General features: G+C 48.6%; 1 pseudogene. It reads right to left on the bottom strand.

Annotated elements, in window-relative coordinates:
• Window positions 1-106 precede the first annotated feature (106 nt).
• A pseudogene (locus EMM73_RS19940) lies at window positions 107-327 on the bottom strand (MFS transporter); the annotation flags it as partial.

Here is a 327-nt window from a genome sequence, read left to right as displayed (position 1 = left end):
GTGTCTGCGTGGACTATGCCCTTCCCGCAGCAACATAACCCTCTACTTGAGAGCGGAAAACGGGGGCAAGTCTTGCGTCTTGCCCCTATTGTTATGCTCAGTAAAACTAAGCCGCAGCCCTATAGTTATCCAACATAGTATAACTACGTGCATACAAGGCAAACACAGCAGCTGCCACTAAGGCAAAACCTGCAAAGAAGAACATTAAAAAGGCGGTTTCCGATAAGCCTGTGGCTTCAACTTGCGACAGAACTGTTTCACTGCGAATACTGCTATTGGCCAGCAGCACCCATAAGTTACCTACTGTGACCGACAACTGCCAGAAGC

This window comes from Rheinheimera sediminis (genome assembly GCF_004005375.1).
In the GTDB taxonomy this organism is placed as follows: Bacteria; Pseudomonadota; Gammaproteobacteria; order Enterobacterales; family Alteromonadaceae; genus Pararheinheimera.
Note: the sequence above shows the minus strand (reverse complement) of the source record. Positions and strands in the feature narration are given on the sequence as shown.